The organism is Massilia sp. 01N417, from assembly GCF_056399645.1.
On the sequence record NZ_JBFTRS010000001.1, the window covers coordinates 298,899 to 319,201 of the forward strand.

Consider the following 20,303-nt stretch of genomic DNA (forward strand, 5'->3'; position numbering starts at 1 on the left):
AAGGGCAGATGTTTATGCCCTTCTGCCCGCCAAAGGTTCAATCGGAAGTCAGAAGCGGATGCCGACGCTGCCGGACAGGGCGCGGGCGCGCGGTATGTTGCCGCCGGCGCGCAGCAGCGTCTGCCAGCCGAGCTGCACCGTGCAGTCGCCGAAGGTGGAGGCCAGGCCGAGGCGCAGGTCGCCCCGGTCGCGCGGGCCGGCATAGGCGCCGAAGCGGTGCAGGAGCCCGGCGTGGAAGGTCAGCCTGAGCCGCTCGCCGAGCGGATGGAAGGCGTTCAGGTCGAGATAGGCGCTGGGTTTGCTGCCGTAATAGGCGGGCGACACGAAGAGGCTGGCGCTGGCCTGGTCCAGCGCGATGCCGGCATGGAATTCGGTGTAGTCGTACTCGTGGCTGCTCAGGAAGACTGCGCGGCTGAGGCCGGCGTCCCAGGACAGGCCGGACGGGAGGCTGCCGGCGCGGCCGCCGTAGAGGACCAGTCCGGCCTGGCGGTCGCCGTCCAGTTTGGCAGGCGAGGCGAAGCCGCCCGCATACCAGCCGTCCGCCATGTCATGGTCGATGCGCAGTTGCAGGGCCGGACGGCCGCCGCTCAGCGAGATGCCGCGCACCGCGTACTCGGACACCAGGCTCAGGCTGCCGCTGGTCTGGGCGCATGCCGGGCCGGCCGCGCAAACCAAGGACAAGAAAAGACCGAGGCCCAGGCAGGCGGCCGTCAGGGAGAAGCATTGGCGGTCATGGCGGTGGTCTGGTGACATCGGCAAACGCATGCTCCGGCGGCGCGCGCAATGGTCGCGCATGCGTCTATGCTACCAGCTTGCTCCCGTTCCCGATCAGCATCGTGCGCGGCCAGGGCGGTGTGCAGCGGCGGCGCCAGCATGCTGCGCAACTGCAAGGGCGCGGTCCCGGGACGCAGCTCGAGCACCAGCGCGGCCAGCCCGGCCACGTGGGCCGCCGCGTACGAGGAGCCCGACACCAGGCCCCAGCGTGCGCCGGGCAGGGTGGTGGGGATGTCGGCGCCGGGGGCGCGCAGGGCGCCGGGCGGCAGGGCATGCCGGTCGCCGGCCTGGGCCACCGCGATCACGCCGCGCTGGGATGCCGGAAAGCCGCCGTCGGGACGCAGCGGGTCGACCGCGGCGACCACCGCCGTGCCGCGCGCCAGGGCGGCGTCGATCAGGGTCTGCAGCAGGCGGTCCGCCGGCCCGCCCAGGCTGAGGTTGATGATGCGGGCCCCGTTCAGCAGCGCGAAATGCAGGGCCTTGCCCAGCGTGAAGCTGTTGCAGAGCGTTTCCTGTTTTGCCGTTTCCCAACAGGCGCGCAGGGCCATCAGCCTGGCCTGCGGGGCGATCCCGGCGATGCCGATCCCATTGCCTTCGCGCGCGGCGACGATGCCGGCGACCGCGGTGCCATGGGCCTCGGCGGCGTCCGGCATGCCGTCGACGAAGTTCTGGCGCAGCGCGAGCTGGCCGGCCAGGTCCGGATGGTCGCCGTCGACGCCGCTGTCGACCACCGCCACCATCACCATGCGGCCGGTGCCGGCGCGGTGCAGCTCGGCCAGGTGCCAGGCGCGCGCCGCCGGCTGCACCGCATAGAGGGGATCACCGTCCAGCCCATGGTAGGTGTTGACCGGCTGGGCCCAGGCCACGCGCGGATCGTGGGCGAGGGCAGCCAGCACGCGCTCGAGCGGGACGTCGTCGGGCTCTTCCATTACGAAGCAATCGATGCCGATCGCCGGCATCGGCCAGTCGTCCACCACCCTGAGACCGTGGGCGGCGGCCAGTTCCGCGGCCTGGCGGCGGCGCGCGGCGCGGCTGCCGTCGTCGGCGTAGCCGCTGCCGTAGGCGCTGTCGGGACGGAAGTGCGGCGGCGGCATGCGCAGCATCACCAGCACCTGGCGCGCCGCCCTGGCGCCGCTGTCGCCGGCGCCGCCGCCCGCCCCGCATGGCAGGGCGCAGCAGGCCAGCACCAGCGTCAGCAGGGCGGCGAGCAGGCGTTTCACGGCCGTGCTCCGGTGCCGAGCGGCTCGGCGAGCTCGACGGCGGGTTCGGCGCGCAGCCGGGCCAGCACCACCGCCGTGTTGCCGCCGTCCAGCAGCCAGGCGTCGGCGGCGGTCGGGCCGCCCGCGAGGTGGGCGCCGCTGGCGCGCACGATGCGGCGCAGCTCGCGTTCCGGGGTGTCCGGGCGGAACACGACCAGGATGCCGGCCTGGACCGGCGCCGAGGCGCCGAGCCCGCGGTAGGCCATGGCCGCGTCCTGGCCCTGGTCCGGGCGCACCAGCAGGGCCGCCAGCACGGCGATCAGGCAGCATTGCAGGGCCACCGCGCCGCGCAGCCAGCTGCGGTCGTTGGCGGCGATGCGCGCACGCCAGCGCGCCAGGATGCCGGGCATGGGCGCGGTCTGCGGCCGGTCGAGGCGCTGCTGCATGCGGGCCCAGGCGCGGTCGGGGTCGCAGCCGGGTGCCGGCCCCGACCCGGGGCCCGGCCCGGCGGCGCGCATTGCCTGCAGCAGCGCGAGCTCGTCGCGGCAGCAGGCGCAGCTGCGCAGGTGGGCGCGCAGCCGCTCTTCCTCGCCGGCGTCCAGGGTAGCGTTGGCCATCCAGGGCAGGGCTTCTTGCGCCGCCTTGTGCTCGGCCGAAAAGGTCTTGTCGAGGCTCATGTCCTGCCCTCCAGTTGCCGCCCCAGCTGCAGGGCAAGGCGGCGGCGCGCATGGAACAGCCGGGTCTTGATGGTGTTGACGGGGCATTCCATGATGTCTGCGATCTCCGCGTAACTCATGTCGTGATAGAAGGTCAGCTGGAAGGCGGCGCGCTGCTCCAGCGGCAGGGCGGCGAGCGCGGCGTCCAGCGCATGGCCGAGGCGCTGCTGCTCGAAGCGCCATTCGGGCTGCTCGTCTTCCGCGCCTTCCCAGCTGTCCGGGAAGGCGTCCAGCGGTTCGTCGAGTCCGTGCAGCGCCTTGCAGGCCTTGCGGTAGGCGATCGCGAACACCCAGGTCGACGGCTTGCAGCTGCCGTCGAAGGTCGCCGCCCGCTGCCACACGACCAGCATGGTGTCGTCGACGATCTCCTCGATCGTGGCCGCGTTGCGCGTCATGCGGTGCAGGAAGCGCGTCAGCCGCGGAAAGTAGCTGCGGTACAGGATTTCGAAGGCATGCCGGTCCCCGGCCGCGATCCGGCCAACCAGGTCCGCCTCGCCATCGGACCGCTCATTCGCTTGCTGGTCCACGCACTCGGTCTCCGCTGTTTTCCGTGAATACCCGGACGCCGCGCAAAGGTTCAATCGCATTGTTACACGGAAGGGCGCAGCCTGCGCCGGCCCGCACTTGCGTGCGCGGGCGAACGGATGACGCTGCCGTTTGCCCGCATCATGCAGGCATGGAATCCAAGGACTCAGACAAGCCGTCGCCCGAGGCCTCGGCCTGGCTCTCGAAGCTGGGCCCGGGGCTGATCACCGGCGCGGCGGACGACGACCCGAGCGGCATCGCGACCTACTCCCAGGCCGGGGCCCAGTTCGGCTTCAACCTGCTGTGGACCCTGCTGCTCACCTATCCGCTGATGGTGGCGATCCAGGTGATCAGCGCCCACATCGGCCGGGTCACCGGCCGCGGTCTGGCCACCAACCTGCAGCGTTTCGCGCCGCGCCAGCTGGTCTGGCTGATCGTCGGCCTGCTGCTGATCGCGAACGTCATCAACATCGCGGCGGACATCTCGGCGATGGGCGACGCGATGGCCCTGGTCGCTCCCGGCAAACCCCATTACTACGCGGTCGGCTTCGGCGTGCTGTCGATCCTGCTGCAGGTCTTCATTCCCTACCAGCGCTACGTCAACCTGCTGAAGTGGCTGACCCTGGTGCTGCTGGCCTATGTCGCCACCGTGTTCGTGGTGCGGGTGCCCTGGGGCGAAGTGCTGAATGCCACGCTGCTGCCGCGCATCGAGTGGCACAAGGAATACCTGACCACCATCGTCGCCGTGTTCGGCACCACCATCAGTCCCTACCTGTTCTTCTGGCAGGCCTCGCAGGAAGTCGAGGAGCTGCGCGCGGATGCCGATGCGCAGCCGCTGCGGCGCGCGCCGGAACAGGTGGAAGCGCAGTTCCGCCGGATCCGCTTCGACACCCTGGTCGGCATGGCGGTGTCGAACCTGGTCGCCTTCTTCATCATGCTGACCACCGCCACCACCCTGCACGCGCACGGCACGCTCGACCTGCAGACCTCGGCCCAGGCGGCGACGGCATTGAAGCCGGTCGCCGGCGAGCTGGCCTTCCTGCTGTTCGCGCTGGGTATCGTCGGCACCGGCCTGCTGGCGATTCCGGTGCTGGCCGGTTCGGCCGCCTATGCGATGGCCGGCACCTTCCACTGGAAGAGCAGCCTGGACTCCAAGTTCTCGGCGGCGCGCAAGTTCTACGCCATCATCATCGTCTCGACCCTGGCCGGCATCGGCATCAACTTCGCGCCGGTCGACCCGATCAAGGCGCTCTACTGGAGCGCGGTGCTGAACGGCGTGATCGCGGTGCCGGTCATGGTGATCATGATGGCGGTGGCCTCGAGCACGAAGATCATGGGCGAGCTGAAGATCTCGGGCCGGCTGCGCGCGCTCGGCTGGATCTGTACCGGCGTGATGGCCGTCGCCGTGCTGGCGATGTTCGTCACCGAATTCACAGGCTGATCACTGGAAGGTGGTTTCGCGCTCCGCCGTGGCGCTGATGCGGTGGATCGACAGGTCGGCGCCGTCGAATTCCTGTTCGGGATCCAGGCGCAGGCCCACCGTCTTCTTCAGCAGGCCGTACACGATCCAGCTGCCCAGCCCGGAAATGACGATGCCGAGCACAGTGCCGACCAGTTGCGACCAGATCGAGACGCCGCCCAGCCCACCCAGCGCGTGGCTGCCGAAGATGCCGGCCGCGATGCCGCCCCAGGCGCCGCACAGGCCGTGCAGCGGCCACACGCCGAGCACGTCGTCGATCTTCCAGCGGTTCTGCGCCAGCGTGAACAGCGAGACGAACATCGCGCCGGCGACCGCGCCGGTGGCCAGGGCGCCGAGCGGGTGCATCAGGTCCGAACCGGCGCACACCGCCACCAGGCCGGCCAGCGGCCCGTTGTAGACGAAGCCGGGGTCGTTGCGGCCCATGACGAAGGCGGTCAGGGTGCCGCCCGTCAGCGCCATCAGGGAATTCACCGCCACCAGGCCGTTCATCTTGTCGAGGGTCTGGGCGCTCATCACGTTGAAGCCGAACCAGCCCACCGTCAGGATCCAGGCGCCCAGCGCCAGGAAGGGGATGTTCGAGGGCGGGTGGGCGGCGATGCGCCCGTCCTTGGCATAGCGGCCGCGGCGCGCGCCCAGCAGCAGCACCGCCGGCAGCGCGGCCCAGCCGCCCACCGCATGTACCACCACCGAACCGGCGAAGTCGTGGAAGGGCGCGCCGAACACGCTGTGCAGCCAGTCCTGGATGCCGAAGCGGTTGTTCCAGGCGATGCCTTCGAAGAGGGGATAGACCAGGCCGACCAGCACGGCGGTGGCGGCCATCTGCGGGTGGAACTTGGCGCGTTCGGCGATGCCGCCCGAGATGATGGCAGGGATCGCGGCGGCGAAGGTCAGCAGGAAGAAGAACTTGACGAGTTCATAGCCGTTCTTCGCCACCAGGGTATCGGTACTGCCGAAAAAGTGCATGCCGTAGGCGATGCCGTAGCCGACGAAGAAGTAGGCGATGGTCGAGACGGCGAAGTCGATCAGGATCTTGACCAGGGCGTTGACCTGGTTCTTGCGGCGCACCGTTCCCAGTTCGAGAAAGGCAAAGCCGGCGTGCATCGCCAGGATCATGATCCCGCCGAGCAGGATGAAGAGCGCGTCGGCCCCGGTTTTGTAGGCATCCATGCAAAATTCCCAAAAAAGTGCGTTAGCACTTCTTGATAGCAATAAGCGTTCCAATTTGGTGAAGGAACAAGCTAAGGATGCACCGGCCGCGGGCGGAAGTCACGCAGCGCCCCGTTCGCGTGCGCGTGCACTGCCGAGGTGCAGGCGTGCGCCAAAAAGGGACGGCTCAGCCCTTGATCAGGGCCTGTGCCGCCGCCGTCACCAGGTCGCGCAGCCACTTGTGCTCGGGCGACTGGTGCACCCGCTGGTGCCAGAGTTGATAGAAGCGCATCGGCGGGAACTTGATCGGCACCGTGAAGTTCTTCAGCGGCAGGGTCTTTTCGTAGAAGCGGATGAACTGGCGGCCGGTGGTCAGCACCAGGTCGGTTTGCGTCAGCATGTAGGGAATCAGGCCGAAGTAGGGCGACTCGACGGCCACCTTGCGCTGCATGCCCTGGCGTTCCAGGAAGGCGTCGATGACGCCGTGATAACCCGGCAGCATCGGCGAGGGCGCCACGTGCGGCAGGCTGAGGTAGTCCTCGAGCGTCATCGCGTCGCCGGCCGTGCGGCGCGCGTAGGCGCTGTCGGCGCGCATGGTGCAGATGATCGGGTCTTCGAACAGCTTCGAGATGTGCAGGTGGGGCGGCGGCTCGTCCCAGTTGGCGATCACGAGGTCGATCTCGCCGTCCGACAGCATGCGCAGGTAGTCGGTGCCCGGCCCCAGGTGGTGGATGGCGACCTTGCTGTTGGGCGCGCCGCGGCGGATCGCGGCCACCACGCCCGGCAGGAACTGGGTGTCCAGGTAATCCGGCGCGGCGATGTGAAAGGTGCGCGCCGCCTGCTCGGGGACGAAGGGCGACTTCTTGATGAACAGGTTCTCGGTCTCGTCGAGGATGCGCTTGGCCGGTTCCAGTAGGCTCTCGCCATGCTGGGTCGGCACCATGCCGCGCGCGCCGCGCACCAGCAGCGGATCGCCGGTCAGCTCGCGGAGCTTGCGCAGCGAGGCCGAGATCGACGGCTGGGGCTGGTTCAGCTTGAGGGCCACGCGCGATACGTTCTTTTCCACCAGCAGCAGGTAGAGGATGCGGATCAGGTGCAGGTCGAGGTGCTGGGGCAGGCTGCTCATCGGAAGTGTATATGCGTGTGCTTATGTCGAATATACGGTATTTTTCATGTTGAATAAATGGAAACCGGCGTATCTTCTCGTAATCACACGTGCAAAGGATGTGCATGGACTACCTGCTTCCGTATGGCCTTGAATGGATGAACCTGCTGGTGCGCTGGCTGCACGTCATCACCGGCATCGCCTGGATCGGCGCCTCCTTCTACTTCGTCTGGCTCGACAACTCCCTGCGGCCGCCGGCGCCCGGCGGCGAACTGGAGAAGAAGGGCGTGGCCGGCGAGCTGTGGGCCGTGCACGGCGGCGGCTTCTACAATCCCCAGAAATACCTGGTCGCGCCCGCCGAGCTGCCCAAGGAACTGCACTGGTTCAAGTGGGAAGCCTATTCGACCTGGCTATCGGGCTTTGCCCTTTTGATCATCGTCTACTGGTTCAATGCCCAGGCCATGATGGTCGACCGCACGGTTGCCGACCTGTCGAGCTGGCAGGCGATCGGCCTCGGTCTCGGCAGCCTGGTGGTGGGCTGGATCGTCTACGACCTGCTGTGCCGCTCGAAGCTGGGCAAGCACGACCTGGCCTTCGGCGCCGTGATGTTCGTCTTCCTGAGCGCCGCCGCCTGGGCCTTGACCCACTGGCTGAGCGGGCGCGCGGCCTATATCCACGTCGGCGCGATGATCGGCACCATCATGGTCGCCAACGTGGCGATGGTCATCATTCCGGGCCAGCGCAAGATGGTGGATGCGATGATCGCCGGCCAGAAGCCCGACCCGGTCTACGGCATCCGCGGCAAGCAGCGCAGCGTCCACAACAACTACTTCACCTTGCCGGTGCTGTTCATCATGATCAGCAACCACTTCGCCATGACGTACCGCCACGAGCATGCCTGGGCGGTGCTGGCCGCGATCATGCTGGCCGGCGTCTTCATCCGCCACTTCTTCAACCTGCGCCACAAGGGCCGGGTCGAGTGGAAGTACCCGGCCGTGGGCGTGCTGCTGCTGCTGGCGGTGGCCGTGGCGATCGCCCCGAAACCGCCGGCCGCGGCCCCGGCTACGGCGGCAGCAGCCGATGCCGGCGCGCAGTTCGCGGCGGTGCAGGGCATCCTGCAGCAGCGCTGCGTGTCCTGCCATGCGGCCCATCCGACGCAGCCGGGCTTCGCCACCGCGCCGGCCGGCGTGATGCTGGACGACCCGCACGGCATCACCCAGAACGCCCAGCGCATCTACCAGCAGGCCGTGCAGCTGAAGGCCATGCCGCTGGCGAACATGACGAATATGACGGACGCCGAGCGGGCCCAGGTTGCGGCATGGTTCGAGGGCGGCGCCAGGACGCACTGAAGAATGTTGCTGTAGTTACAAAGCGAGGATTTTTCTTGCCCCCTTGCTTGCTATCCTCCTGATTTTTCAATTGCACTAAAGAAAGATCGGCCATGAATACTGTCCTCGTTTTGCCATTGGTGGTGGCGCTAGCCATGCTCTTGGGGCTGGTGCTGCGCCAAGGGAAAAAACGCGGGCATGACCCAGCCTACAAAAGCCGCGCCATCATGACGGAAAACGAAATGGAGTTCTTCGGCAGGCTGGTCGCGGCCCTGCCCGAGCATTACATCTTTCCTCAGGTAGGAATGACGGCCTTGCTCGAATCCGCCGCCACCAATCGCGGGCACGCGCACAGCGACCGTCTGCGCATCGCGCAACAGCGGATCGATTACGTCGTCTGCAACCGGCGCTGCGAAGTCGTCGCGGTGGTGGAACTGGACGACAAGACCCATTCGAGCGGGAAGGACCAGGTGCGCGACGGCCGCCTGGCGCAGGGCGGCTTCAGGACGGTTCGCTTCGAGTCGCGCCAGAGGCCTTCGCCGGGCGTGATTCGGGCCGCGGTTCTGCCGGCTGTCGTTGCCGAACTTGCTGCGATTGGCTGAGCTGGCGTTGTACCGCTTCTAGTCTTTTTGCTGTTGAACTGGGTGGACTGCCTTGCGAGGCACGATGGCGAATTGAGGCGCCCCGCTGAAGTCTGGCTTGACGCTGCGCTGGCTGAACAAGGCCCACGCCCGGCCAGCGTCTTCGTTACCGGCGTCGACGGCGTAGGCAAGGGCCGCTTGCATGATTGCCGGGTTGCCGATGGGACTAGATGCGTAGCCCGTCATTTCACCGGGCTTGAGCTTGAGCGCTTGTGCCATCTCGGCGCTCGCGCAGGGCAAAGCTGCCGCTTCCGGGCGCCGGCTCGCCTTGAAGGATTGCGCCATGGTTTTATAAAATGGAGCGTTTCCGGCGTCGCGTACGATCATCTGGTACAGCGCACCCTCGATCCAGCAGGTACCCGGCGCGGTCATGCGTCCGATTGCAAACCGCACCTTCCACTTCAATAATCGATCGGCCTCGGAAAATCCGAGTTCGGCGAGGTGGCCCACTGCCGATGTGAAGAAGTCATCCTGCCATGGGGCGAGGCCAGTATAGTTCTTGTAAACGATTGCGGAGCCGTTGCTGATGAACCCCATCGGGTTGGCATCCGGATTGTTCGTATAGGTTGTATTGTACCAAGTCAGATTACTGTCCAGAATGCGGCGGAAATGGTCTTTCAGCGGATCGGTGTCGGGCACGATATAAGCTGCTTCTCCGAGGGTGCGCAAGCCCCAGGCCTGGGCACGCACTTGCAATGGACTGAGCAGGCCTTTGATGTTCTGGCGATAGGGAGGAAAAGTCGAGAACACGTTGTACATTGCCCAAAATTCCAGCTCTTCCAAATAATAGAAGTCACCTGTGACGAGGTAGGGCAGGTAGGCGAAAGATGGTTGGTGCGCCACGTCCTGGGAATAGGGTGTCGCACATGCGTCTTTTTTTACGCAGGGAGGAATAAGCTCCTGTTTACCGGTTTTCGGGTTCGTTACGTCGGCAGGCAGGCCCTTCAATGCCAGGTAGGGATAGTCGATCACGCTAATCGGCCTGCCAGTGCGTTGGTCGCGGAAGTGTACCGACCAGCTGCCGGCTAGGGTAGCCGTTCCTAAAGTCGCCGTCTTCGCACGATCATCCATGGTGAGAAGGTACGTCGCCGCCCAGCCTGGTAGCAGGCCGATGTCATTTCGCCCTCCGGTGGTAGGCATGTAAGGCACCGCCAGTCCAAGGCCCATAGGTTCGGTCTTCTCACCGCTCCAAGAAGCCCCCAGATCCGCCAGCGCCTTGCCGGACACGCGCACCGAGCGGTCGTAGTTCGGCACCGCGCGGCTGGCGATCAGGTAGGCGCTGTCGTGGCGGATGTGGACCTGCGGGACCTCGCCCCACCAGAACACCTTGCGCCAGCGGGCCTGGTTCAGGTGGACGAGGTCGGTCTTCGCGTAGACTTCCTTGCCGCCCACCAACACCCGCGCATCGTAGGCGATATTGCTCGGCGAGGGCTCGAATGCCGGGGTGTTTTCCAGCGTGACGTCGACCCTGGCCTTGCCCAGCGTACGGTACCAGCGCACCGCAAAATGCGCGGACAGGCGCGGATGCTCGGCGCCCTTGGCATCCTTCAGCGGCGCCGACACCAGCCATTCGGTGACCAGCGGCCCGTCCAGCCAGACCGCCGGCTTCTGGCGCAGCAGGCGGTCGGCGGAGGCCGTGTAGACCTTGCCGTCGATGGTGGCGCTGACGGAAGCCGTGAAGCCATCCTCGAGCAGCGCCGCCGGTCCGGCGCCGGCGACGGACTTGGCGCCAGTCTTGTCCTTCACCAGCACCAGGGTTTGGGCCTTGCCGCCGGCGGGCGGCAGGACCGCGCTGATCACCGCGTGGCGCAGCGAGCCGTCCGCATGCGTGGCCTTGACGTCCACCTGCAGCGGCACCTTGCTGCCGTCGGCCAGGCGTCCAACCAGGCTTTCGCCGCGCCTGACGTCGCCCGGCGCGAACACCTGGCCGAAGCTCAGCGGAATGGAGGCCTTTTCCTTGCCTTCTTCGGCGTCGACCTGCACGCCCGTGATCGCGCCCTCGATGCCGGCCTTGAAGTCGATGTCGGCCAGGGCGGAAGCGGGCTGCTGGGCGGCGCCGGATGAGGGCAGGCCGGCGGCCGGAGCGCCCGGGGCGGCCTTGCCGTAGCGGGACTGGACCACCTTGGCGTCGTCGAGCTGGCCGGTCTCGGGCAGGCTCTGGGCGCGGGCGGCGGGAAGGAGGGCGGCGAGGAGCAGGACGGACGCGGGACGGAATGCAGGCATGGCGGTGTCTGTGGCTGAATTGAAAAGGGCGCCCGCAGGCGCCCAATGTGGAAGCGCCTGAAGAGGCGCTCCGATCATACCGCTTATTGTCCAGCGGCCGGTTTCTTGAGCGTGCGCTCGAACAGCTGGTAGATGCGGCGGTACTCGTCATACCAGCTCTCGGGCTGGACGAAGGAGTGGCGCTCCATCGGATACGGTGCCAGTTCCCAGTGATCCTTCTTCAGCTCGATCAGGCGCTGGGCCATGCGCACCGAGTCCTGGAAAAACACGTTGTCGTCGACCATGCCATGGGCGATCAGCAGATGACCCTTCAGGTTCTGCGCGTACTCGATCGGCGAGGAGACCTTGTAGGCTTCCGGGTCGAGTTCCGGCGTGTTCAGGATATTCGCCGTGTACTCGTGGTTGTAGGTGGTCCAGTCGGTCACCGGGCGCAGCGCGGCGCCCGACTTGAAGACGTCCGGCGCGCGCAGCAGGGCCATGAAGGTCATGAAACCGCCGTAGCTGCCGCCGTAGATGCCGACGTTGTTCGCATCGCCCTGCTGGTTGGCGACCATCCAGTTGACGCCGTCCAGGTAGTCGTCCAGTTCCGGGTGGCCCATCTGGCGGTAGATCGCGCTGCGCCACTTGGCGCCATAGCCTTTGGAGGCGCGGTAGTCCATGTCCAGCACCACGTAGCCCTTCTGCACCAGCAGGTTGTGGAACATCTGCTCGCGGAAGTAGGGCGTGTAGCGGTGCGAGACGTTCTGCAGGTAGCCGGCGCCGTGCACGAACATCACCACCGGATACTGCTTGCCCGGCTCGAGCTGGGCCGGGCGGTAGAGCTTGGCCCAGATCGGCTCCGCGCCGTGGGTCGACGGCACCGTCACGAACTGCGGCTGGATCCAGTCGCGGGACTTGAAGTCGGCGCTGCGGGTGTCGGTCAGCCTGACCGCTTCGCCGCCGTTCGACGGCAGGGTGGCGATCTGCGGCGGCAGGTAGGGCCCGGAATAATGCACCAGCAGCTTGCGCTGGTCCGGCGACAGGCGGAAGTCCTCGACGCCGCCATCCAGCTTGCTGACTTCGCGGGTGGCGCCGTCCTTGGCGTTGACGGCGCACACTTCATAGGTGCCCGGATCCTTGCGGTTGCAGAGCAGCCAGGCGGTGTCGCCGTCGCGCGACCAGGCCACGTTCTGGGCTTCCCACTTGCCCCCTGTTAAGGCGCGGGTACGGCCGGCGCCGTCCAGGGTGTAGAGGTGGGAGTAGCCGGTTTCTTCGGACAGGTACCAGAGCGTGGTGTTATCCGGCAGCCAGCCGAATTCGCTGTTGTCGAAGTTGACCCAGGCCTGCTCCGTCAGGCGGTGCACCGGCTTGAGCGCGGCGCGCGGCAGGTCGACGGTGGCGATCCAGCGGTCCTTGTTGTCGACCGAGCGCAGCATCACGGCGGCATTCGCGCCGTTGGTGCTCCAGACCACGGTCTCGCCGTCGAAGCCGATCTTCACCGGACGGTTGCCCTTGATCGGATCGAGCTTGTGCTCGGCGCGCAGGCCTGCCAGCGGATCGTCCTTCACGCCCGGCAGGACGTCGAAGGACAGGTCCTTCACGTCGCGGGTCTGCAGGTCGATGAGTTTCAGGCCGTGCGGACGCGGGTCCTTGCGGCCGACGCGGGTGCGCTCGTCCGAGGTCTCTTCGTAGCCGCTCTCCGTCACGTAGCGCGGCATCTTGCCGACGCGGCCCTTGTCGGCATCCTTCGGACCGGTCACGACCAGCAGCCAGCGGCCGTCCGGCGACAGGTGGGTGTTCACGATGGCCAGCTTGTCGCCCAGGTAGATCGGGGCCGGGGCGCGGGTCGGGTCGGCGCGGCGCTCTTCCTCAGTGCGGGCGCGGGTGGCATCGCGCTCATCCTTCTGGCGCTTGAGGGTGGCGATCAGGCGCAGCTGCATGTCGCGCAGCGCGTCGGGATCCTGGACGGCCGGGTCCTTGGCCGCGCGCGGCATGGCCACCGGCGACACCAGGCGGCTGGCGCGGTCCCAGCTGGCCCAGTCGTCGCCGACGCGGAACTGCACGCTGCGGCCGTCGGCGGAATACTGGACGGCGCTGATGGCGACGCCGCTGGCGCGCGAGATCTGCACCAGCTCGCCGCTCTTCAGGTCGCGCTCGAACAGGTCGCCGTTGCGCACGAAGGCGGAGCGGGTGCGGTCGCGGTTGTAGACGACCAGCCAGCCGTCCAGCTTGGCGAACTCCGCATCCTCGACCTTGCGCGCCTTGTTCAGGCCGGACGTGGCGCCGGTCTGGTAGACGTCGCGCAGCGGCGAGCCGGCGCGCTTCTGTTTATACAGGACCTGCTTGCCGTCCCAGCTCCACCACGCGGTTTCGACGGGGTTGCCGATCCAGTCGGGATGGGCCATGGCCTGGTCGAGGGTGATGGGCGTGCCGGCGTCGGCTGCGATGGCGGAGGTGGGGGGAACTGAGGCCAGCAGCGCGGCAAGGACGGTGAGAGCGGAAGCGGAGACAGGGAGGCGCATCGTCGGTTGTCTGAGTAAAAATTGCAAAAAAGCATTCTAGCTCAGCCGACAGCGATGCAACGTGGATTCGATCTGGAAAAAACAACGCCCGGCCAATGCCGGGCGTGTGGAGACGCGAGCAACAACCAGGAGAGCTTAGCGCAGCTTCTCCAGGCGCGACGGGTCGCCGATCCACATTTGCGGGTGATCCGCGATCCACAGTTCCGACGGCGCGGTCACGGTCGGGTTGCGGATGAAGAACACGATGCGGGTGACGATGGCCAGGGCCGAGATGGCGACGGTGACGTATTCGACTGGGGTCATGATGGTGTCCTGTGTGAGTACTTAATTACTTGGAAGCGAAGTGGCGCAGCTCGGCCGACAGGCTCGGGCTATGCGATTCGGCAGCGGCGGCCAGCGACAGCATCTCGCGGCGGCTTGCCTGCTCGTCGCGCTTGGCATCGTGGGCGAACCAGCCGCCGTGGGCGACATACAGTTCGATGGCGAAGGCGCGGATGGTGCGGGCGGTTTCTGCGAATTGGTGGCGCAGACCTTTGCTCTGCGCCTGGGTGATGGTTGCGGTGCTCATTGTTTTCTCCAATAAATACTGTGTTGTTGCGGTGCAGTATAGGGAGGATTAAGACATAAGTGAACTTTTACTTTGTGATGTTCTCCATCATCATGATGAATATTTCTTGACGGATAACTGTGGCTCGTCTTTACTTCGGTTATGCGCTCTGGAAATATCTGTCTGGCCCGGAACTTGCATATTCCCAAGGCATGAAATCGCCACCTCCCGTTCCGCGCACCCTGCGCATCGTTGTGGTCAACACCGCGCCCGGCGCCGGCGAACAGGCCGCGGCGGCCCAGGCACGGCGCAACACGGCGCTGCGCATCGGCTTGCTGGAATCGGGCTACGACATCGTCGCCTCGCTGCCGGCCGATATCTTCCTGCCCGAACGGATCGCCCAGATCCAGCCGGACATGATCATCATCGACAGCGAATCGGCCGCCCGCGACGTTCTCGAGCACATCGTGATCGCCACCCGCGACGAGCCGCGGCCGATCGTGATGTTCACCGACGACCAGGATCCGACCAGCATGGACGCCGCGATCGGCGCCGGCGTCTCCGCCTATATCGTGGCCGGGCTGCAGGCCGAGCGCGTGAAGCCGGTGCTGGACGTGGCGCTGGCCCGCTTCCGGCGCGAGCGCAAGCTGCTCGACGAACTCTCCGACACCCGCCGCCAGCTGGCCGACCGCAAGCTGGTCGAGCGCGCTAAGGGCGTGCTGATGGCGCGCAGCGGGCTCAATGAAGAAGAGGCTTACCGGAAGCTGCGCAGCATGGCGATGAACAGGAAGCTGAGGTTGGCGGAGGTGGCGCAGCGGGTATTGGACGTCGAGGATCTCCTATGAGAACCGCGGGACGACGGTAACAAAGGAAGACGACGCTCAGGAACCTGATATGAAAAAAACCATCCAAGCCGGCTTCATGCCGCTCAGCGACTGCGCCCCCTTGATCATGGCCGCGGTACTCGGCCTCGACGAAAAACACGGCATCAAACTGGCCCTCAGCCGCGAACACTCCTGGTCCGGCATGCGCGACCGCCTGCTGAACGGCAGCCTCGACGTCGCCCACGTCCTCTACGGCCTGGTGTACGGCGTCGAGATGGGCATCGGCACGCGCGCGGTGCCGATGGCGGTGCTGATGAATTTGTCGCGCAACGGCCAGGCCATCACCCTGTCGCGCGCGCTGGGCGAGGCCGGCGTGACGGACGGCGCCGCGCTGGCGGCGCAGGTCCGCAGGAGCCGCCGGCGCTTCACCTTCGCGCACACTTTCCCGACCGGGAACCATGCGATGTTCCTGTATTACTGGCTGGCGGCGAGCGGCATCGATCCGCTGCGCGACGTGCAGATGGCGACGGTGCCGCCAGGGCAGATGGCGGCCAGCCTGGCGGCCGGGCATATCGACGGCTTTTGCGCGGGCGAGCCCTGGGGCGCGCGGGCGGTGCTGGACGGCAGCGGCTTCACGGCGGCCACCAGCCAGGACATCTGGCCCGACCATCCCGGCAAGGCGCTGGGCGCCACCGCCGCCTTCGCCGACGCCCATCCGCAAGCCTGCCGGTCGCTGGTGGCGGCGCTGCTGGAAGCGGCGCGCTGGATCGACGCCTCGCCCCTGCACCGCGACGCCACGGCCGAGGTGCTGGCCAGCCCGGCCTATGTGAACGCCGGCCGCGCCGTCATCGCCGCGCGCCTGCAGGGTCTCTACGAAGATGGCCTGGGACGGCGCTGGCAGGATCCCGACCCGCTGTGCTTCCACGCCGGCGGCGAGGCCAACTTCCCCTGGCTCTCGGACGGCATGTGGTTCATGACCCAGCACCGGCGCTGGAGCCTGCTGCGCGAAGATCCCGATTACTACGGGGTGGCCGCGCGCGTGAACCGGGTCGGCCTGTACCGCGAGGCCGCCGTGCTGGCGGGCGTGGCGGCGCCTGCCACGCTGCTGCGTTCCTCGGTGCTGATCGACGGCCGGATCTGGAACGGCCGCGACCCCGCCGCTTATATCTCGTCCTTCGCGAACGGTGCGCCGCGCCCTGTTTTCGGGCATGGTGCACCGCAATGAAGCGATCCGCCTGAGGCTATCCCGGCGTCCCAGAGGGAAAGGCGTCTGGCACGGCTCTTGCAAACACTCCCTGCAAGGATCAACGGCGATCCCCTTGAAATGAATTCAGCCGGTTCAATGAGGAACCGGCGCACAGGACAACGGCGTCCGCTGCACCCGAGCACACATGAAACGTGTTCGGCCAGGCAGCGGACGCCTTTCTTTTTATCGGGAGCGATCATGGCCGGCAAAGCGAATCACCTACAGTTGTTCTCCATCGGCACGCCACAGATGCGTGCCTTCCACCTGACCTGGATGGCCTTCTTCATCTGCTTCTTCGCCTGGTTCGCCTGCGCGCCGCTGATGCCGGTCATCAAGGGCGAATTCCACCTGTCGGTGTCCCAGATCGCCGACATCAACATCGCCGCGGTCGCCATCACGATCCTGGTGCGCCTGCTGGTCGGCCCGCTGTGCGACCGCTTCGGGCCGCGCAAGACCTATACCGGCCTGCTGGCTCTCGGTGCCATTCCCGTGCTGGGCGTGGCCATGGCCCAGAGCTACGAGAGCTTCCTGCTGTTCCGCCTCGGGATCGGCGCGGTCGGCGCCAGCTTCGTGATCACGCAGTACCACACCTCGGTGATGTTCGGCCCGCGCGTGGTCGGCACCGCCAACGCGGCGGCGGCCGGCTGGGGCAACAGCGGCGGCGGCGTGGCCCAGGCCACCATGCCCCTGCTGATGGGTGCCGTGATCATGCTGGGCGTGAGCGAGACCATGGGCTGGCGCGTGGCCCTGCTGGTGCCGGGCGTGCTGATGCTGGTGATGGCCGTGGTCTACTGGAAGTTCACCCAGGACTGCCCGGAAGGCAATTACGCCGAGCTGCGCGCCGCCGGCATCCCCTTCGAAGCCAGCGGCAAGGGCGGCTGGGCGAGCTTCGTCCAGGCCTGCGGCAACTACCGCGCCTGGCTGCTGTTCGTGACCTATGGCGCCTGCTTCGGCATCGAGCTCTTCATCCACAACGTCGCCGCCGTGTATTACGTCGACCATTTCGGGCTCTCGCTGAAGGCAGCCGGCATGGCGGCCGGCAGCTTCGGCCTGCTGGCCCTGTTCGCCCGCGCCCTGGGCGGCTGGCTGTCCGACAAGGCGGCCGCGAAGGGAGACCTGAACAGCCGCGTCAACCTGCTGTTCATCCTGATGGTGGGCGAGGGCCTGGGCCTGCTGTGGTTCTCGCAGACCGGCAGCGTGGTGCCGGCGATCGCCGCCATGCTGGCCTTCGGCCTGTGCACCCACATGGCCTGCGGCGCCACCTATGCGCTGGTGCCCTTCGTGAACCGCAAGGCACTGGGCGGCGTGGCCGGCATCGTCGGCGCGGGCGGCAATGTCGGCGCGGTGCTGGCCGGCTTCCTGATGAAAGGCACGGGCGACGTGCGCCAGACCCTGCTCATCCTCGGCGGCGCCGTGCTGGTCTCGAGCGTGTGCGCGATCGGCGTGCGCTTCTCCAGCACCGCCATCGACACCGCGGCGCCGGCCGCAGCATAAGGAAACCGCATCATGAAACTCATCGTCATCGGCCACGGCATGGTGGGCCACAAATTTCTCGAGACTTTATACGCCGATGCCGGCGCCTCCGCCTTCGAGGTCACCGTCCTGTGCGAGGAGCCGCGGCCGGCCTACGACCGGGTGCACTTGTCCGAATTTTTTGCCGGCCGCAGCGCCGACGAGCTGTCGCTGGTGGCGCCGGGCTTTTTCGAACGCCCGGGCCTGACCCTGAAGCTGAATGCCAAGGCAGCCTCGGTCGACCGTGCGGCGAAAACCGTGACCCTGGCGAGCGGCGAGGTGCTGGGCTACGACAAGCTGGTCTTCGCCACCGGTTCCTCTGCCTTCGTGCCGCCGGTGCCGGGCCGCGAGCGCGCCGGCTGCTTCGTCTACCGCACCATCGAGGACCTGGAAGCCATGCTCGCCCACGGCGGGACGGCGCGTTCGGGCGTGGTCATCGGCGGCGGCCTGTTGGGCCTGGAGTGCGCGAAGGCCCTGCGCGACATGCGGCTCGAGACCCACGTGGTCGAATTCGCGCCGCGCCTGATGGCGGTGCAGGTCGACGAGCTGGGCGGGCGCATGCTGCGTTCCCATATCGAGGCGCTGGGCGTGACGGTGCACACGCAAAAGAACACGCTGCGCATCGTCGACGGCGAGGCGGCCATGCACCGCATGGAATTCGCCGACGGCAGCGTCCTCGAGACCGACATGATCGTGTTCTCGGCCGGCATCCGCCCGCGCGACGAGCTGGCGCGGGCCAGCGGCCTGGAGCTTGGCCCGCGCGGCGGCATCGCCATCGACGATGCCTGTGTCACCTCCGATCCGGACATGTACGCGATCGGCGAATGCGCGGCCTGGAACGGCCAGACCTTCGGCCTGGTCGCGCCGGGCTACGACATGGCGCGCACGGTGGCGCGCGCGCTGCTCGGCCAGCAAGCGACCTTCGGCGGTGCCGACATGAGCACCAAGCTGAAACTGATGGGCGTGGACGTGGCCTCGATCGGTGACGCCCACGCGGCGACGCCGGGCAGCCGCAGCTTCCAGTTCAGCGACGAGCGCAAGCGCGTGTATAAAAAGATCGTGGTCTCGGACTGCGGCAAGCGCCTGCTCGGCGCGGTGCTGGTCGGCGATGCGGCCGAATACGGCAGCCTGCTGCAGACCATGCTGAACGGCCTGAAGCTGCCCGCGGCGCCCGAGTTCCTGATCCTGCCGGCGGGCGAGGGCGGTGCGCGCCCGGCGATCGGCGTCGACGCCTTGCCGGCCACGGCCCAGGTCTGCTCCTGCAACGCCGTCAGCAAGGGCACCATCCTCGATGCGGTGGCGGGCGGCGCCTGCGATATCGCGGCCGTCAAGGCCTGCACCAATGCGGGCACCGCCTGCGGCGGCTGCGTGCCTCTGGTGAACCAGATCATGAAGGCGGAAATGAAGAAGGCCGGGCTGGCCGTCAGCAACCACCTGTGCGAGCACTTTCCCTACTCGCGCCAGGAGCTGCACCACCTGGTCCGCGTCGGCGGACTGCGTTCCTTCGGCGAGCTGCTGCACAAGCACGGCAAGGGCCTGGGCTGCGACATCTGCAAGCCGGTGGCCGCCAACATCCTGGCCTCGACCTGGAACGACTTCGTGCTGAAACCCGAGCACGCCAGCCTGCAGGACTCGAACGACTACTTCCTCGGGAATATCCAGAAGGACGGCACCTATTCCGTGGTGCCGCGCATGCCCGGCGGCGAGGTCACGCCGGACGGCCTGATCGCGGTGGGCCAGGTGGCGAAAAAGTATGGCCTGTACACCAAGATCACCGGCGGCGCCCGCGTCGACATGTTCGGCGCGCGGGTCGACCAGCTGCCGTCGATCTGGGAAGAGCTGATCGCGGCCGGTTTCGAGTCCGGCCACGCCTACGGCAAGTCGCTGCGCACCGTGAAATCCTGCGTCGGCTCGACCTGGTGCCGCTACGGCGTGGGCGACAGCATCGGTTTCGGTGTCGCGCTGGAGAACCGCTACAAGGGCCTGCGGGCGCCGCACAAGATCAAGTTCGGCGTGTCCGGCTGCACCCGCGAGTGCGCCGAGGCCCAGGGCAAGGACGTCGGCCTGATCGCCACCGACAAAGGCTGGAACCTCTACGTGTGCGGCAACGGCGGCATGAAGCCGCGGCATGCCGAGCTGCTGGCCTCGAACCTGGACAAAGCGGCGGTCGCCAGGCTGGTCGACCGCTTCCTGATGTTCTACGTGCGCACCGCTGACCGGTTGCAGCGCACCAGCACCTGGCGCGAGGGCCTCGAGGGCGGCCTGGACTACCTGAAGCAGGTGGTGGTCGAGGACAGCCTGGGGCTGGCCGCCGAACTCGAAGCCGACATGCAGCGCGTGGTCGACAGCTATGCCGATGAATGGAAGAACGCGGTCGAGGACCCGGCCGTGCGGGCGCGCTTCCGCAGCTTCGTCAACAGCGACCAGCATGACGACAACGTGGTCTTCATGCCGGAACGCGGCCAGCAAAGGCCTGCGACGCCGGAAGAACGCCGCTTCATTCCCATCATTCGTACTGCCTGATCATCGAGGAGAG

At 67.1% G+C, this 20,303-nt stretch carries 17 protein-coding genes; 7 read left to right on the top strand and 10 right to left on the bottom strand.

Annotated features, from left to right (window positions below; translation table 11 throughout):
• Positions 1-48: 48 nt before the first annotated feature.
• From AC1DOQ_RS01365 to AC1DOQ_RS01380, 4 genes are read right to left on the bottom strand one after another with little or no spacing between them, the layout of a single operon-like run.
• Positions 49-795, bottom strand: a complete 747-nt coding sequence (locus AC1DOQ_RS01365) for a TorF family putative porin (RefSeq protein ID WP_477359472.1) — start codon at positions 793-795, stop codon at positions 49-51.
• The gene (locus AC1DOQ_RS01370; RefSeq protein WP_477359474.1) at positions 711-1,994 is read right to left on the bottom strand and encodes a S8 family peptidase; all 1,284 of its coding nucleotides are present in this window, start codon (positions 1,992-1,994) and stop codon (positions 711-713) included. The genes AC1DOQ_RS01365 and AC1DOQ_RS01370 overlap by 85 nt, the downstream gene beginning before the upstream one ends.
• Positions 1,991-2,650, bottom strand: a complete 660-nt coding sequence (locus AC1DOQ_RS01375) for a zf-HC2 domain-containing protein (protein WP_477359477.1) — start codon at positions 2,648-2,650, stop codon at positions 1,991-1,993. Before AC1DOQ_RS01375 ends, AC1DOQ_RS01370 begins: the two co-directional genes overlap by 4 nt.
• A complete protein-coding gene (locus AC1DOQ_RS01380) occupies positions 2,647-3,216 on the bottom strand; it encodes an RNA polymerase sigma factor (RefSeq protein WP_477359480.1) in 570 nt (189 codons plus the stop codon). The genes AC1DOQ_RS01375 and AC1DOQ_RS01380 overlap by 4 nt, the downstream gene beginning before the upstream one ends.
• Before the next feature lie 149 nt (positions 3,217-3,365).
• Here AC1DOQ_RS01380 and AC1DOQ_RS01385 point away from each other — a divergent pair, with 149 nt between their 5' ends.
• Positions 3,366-4,655, top strand: coding sequence for an NRAMP family divalent metal transporter (locus AC1DOQ_RS01385; protein WP_477359483.1), 1,290 nt, complete (start codon positions 3,366-3,368; stop codon positions 4,653-4,655).
• Here the strand turns inward: AC1DOQ_RS01385 and AC1DOQ_RS01390 are convergent, their stop codons facing one another.
• Positions 4,656-5,861, bottom strand: coding sequence for an ammonium transporter (locus AC1DOQ_RS01390; RefSeq protein ID WP_477359485.1), 1,206 nt, complete (start codon positions 5,859-5,861; stop codon positions 4,656-4,658).
• A gap of 166 nt (positions 5,862-6,027) precedes the next feature.
• Positions 6,028-6,966 (bottom strand): LysR substrate-binding domain-containing protein, encoded by a 939-nt coding sequence (locus AC1DOQ_RS01395; protein WP_477359488.1) that lies wholly within the window; start codon positions 6,964-6,966, stop codon positions 6,028-6,030.
• Between the two features lie 104 nt (positions 6,967-7,070).
• Here AC1DOQ_RS01395 and AC1DOQ_RS01400 point away from each other — a divergent pair, with 104 nt between their 5' ends.
• Both AC1DOQ_RS01400 and AC1DOQ_RS01405 read left to right on the top strand, forming a co-directional pair.
• Entirely contained in the window at positions 7,071-8,294 is a 1,224-nt protein-coding gene (locus AC1DOQ_RS01400; protein ID WP_477359491.1) for a urate hydroxylase PuuD, read from the top strand.
• A 92-nt stretch (positions 8,295-8,386) separates the two neighbouring features.
• Positions 8,387-8,875, top strand: a complete 489-nt coding sequence (locus AC1DOQ_RS01405) for a DUF2726 domain-containing protein (protein ID WP_477359494.1) — start codon at positions 8,387-8,389, stop codon at positions 8,873-8,875.
• Between the two features lie 18 nt (positions 8,876-8,893).
• Here the strand turns inward: AC1DOQ_RS01405 and AC1DOQ_RS01410 are convergent, their stop codons facing one another.
• The 4 genes from AC1DOQ_RS01410 to AC1DOQ_RS01425 all read right to left on the bottom strand — a co-directional run bounded on the left by AC1DOQ_RS01410 (position 8,894) and on the right by AC1DOQ_RS01425 (position 14,206).
• Entirely contained in the window at positions 8,894-11,137 is a 2,244-nt protein-coding gene (locus AC1DOQ_RS01410; RefSeq protein WP_477359497.1) for an RIFT barrel domain-containing protein, read from the bottom strand.
• A gap of 83 nt (positions 11,138-11,220) precedes the next feature.
• Positions 11,221-13,638 carry a S9 family peptidase gene (locus AC1DOQ_RS01415; protein ID WP_477359500.1) on the bottom strand — a complete coding sequence of 806 codons (2,418 nt, stop codon included), beginning with the start codon at positions 13,636-13,638 and terminating at the stop codon, positions 11,221-11,223.
• Between the two features lie 135 nt (positions 13,639-13,773).
• Positions 13,774-13,941, bottom strand: a complete 168-nt coding sequence (locus AC1DOQ_RS01420) for a hypothetical protein (RefSeq protein ID WP_442122634.1) — start codon at positions 13,939-13,941, stop codon at positions 13,774-13,776.
• A gap of 25 nt (positions 13,942-13,966) precedes the next feature.
• Positions 13,967-14,206 (bottom strand): hypothetical protein, encoded by a 240-nt coding sequence (locus tag AC1DOQ_RS01425; protein ID WP_477359504.1) that lies wholly within the window; start codon positions 14,204-14,206, stop codon positions 13,967-13,969.
• A gap of 191 nt (positions 14,207-14,397) precedes the next feature.
• On the opposite strand from AC1DOQ_RS01425, the gene AC1DOQ_RS01430 reads away from it, so the two are divergent.
• From AC1DOQ_RS01430 to nirB, 4 genes are all read left to right on the top strand, one after another.
• Positions 14,398-15,030, top strand: a complete 633-nt coding sequence (locus AC1DOQ_RS01430; RefSeq protein ID WP_477359507.1) for an ANTAR domain-containing response regulator — start codon at positions 14,398-14,400, stop codon at positions 15,028-15,030.
• Between the two features lie 49 nt (positions 15,031-15,079).
• Positions 15,080-16,234, top strand: coding sequence for a CmpA/NrtA family ABC transporter substrate-binding protein (locus AC1DOQ_RS01435; protein ID WP_477359510.1), 1,155 nt, complete (start codon positions 15,080-15,082; stop codon positions 16,232-16,234).
• Positions 16,235-16,453: 219 nt separating this feature from the next.
• Positions 16,454-17,749, top strand: coding sequence for an MFS transporter (locus AC1DOQ_RS01440; RefSeq protein WP_477359513.1), 1,296 nt, complete (start codon positions 16,454-16,456; stop codon positions 17,747-17,749).
• A 12-nt stretch (positions 17,750-17,761) separates the two neighbouring features.
• The gene (gene nirB / locus AC1DOQ_RS01445) at positions 17,762-20,290 is read left to right on the top strand and encodes a nitrite reductase large subunit NirB (protein ID WP_477359516.1); all 2,529 of its coding nucleotides are present in this window, start codon (positions 17,762-17,764) and stop codon (positions 20,288-20,290) included.
• Positions 20,291-20,303: the final 13 nt, after the last annotated feature.